The following is a 265-nucleotide window of genomic DNA, read 5'->3' on the forward strand; positions in this document are numbered from 1 at the left end:
AGTTTGCGGCGGCGCTTTGGAGGCTTCACTTCATCAAATAGTCCGGTCAGCGGGATCTCCTTGAGAATTTCCTTTGCCATGCAAATCCTGCTCGTTGGGTCTGCAGCGTATTCCTGAGCAATATGCTCGAAGAGTTTTGCCGTATCTGGACTATAGGTAGAGCGGTTTTTTAGGCTTTCCGGGACACTTGAGGTCATTCCCAATCAGGAGGATCTCATGATCGATTCCATCTGGCGCAGGGCGTATGACGCCTGGCAGAAATCCG

1 protein-coding gene is annotated in these 265 nt (G+C 51.3%); it reads right to left on the minus strand.

The genetic code is table 11. The features are described from left to right. On the minus strand, positions 1–197 hold a 197-nt coding region (locus tag GBM95_RS12885), incomplete at its 3' end, for a hypothetical protein (protein WP_226963342.1). Positions 198–265 lie beyond the last annotated feature (68 nt).

It is taken from the genome of Sutterella seckii (genome assembly GCF_009183815.1).
In the GTDB taxonomy this organism is placed as follows: Bacteria; Pseudomonadota; Gammaproteobacteria; order Burkholderiales; family Burkholderiaceae_F; genus Sutterella; species Sutterella seckii.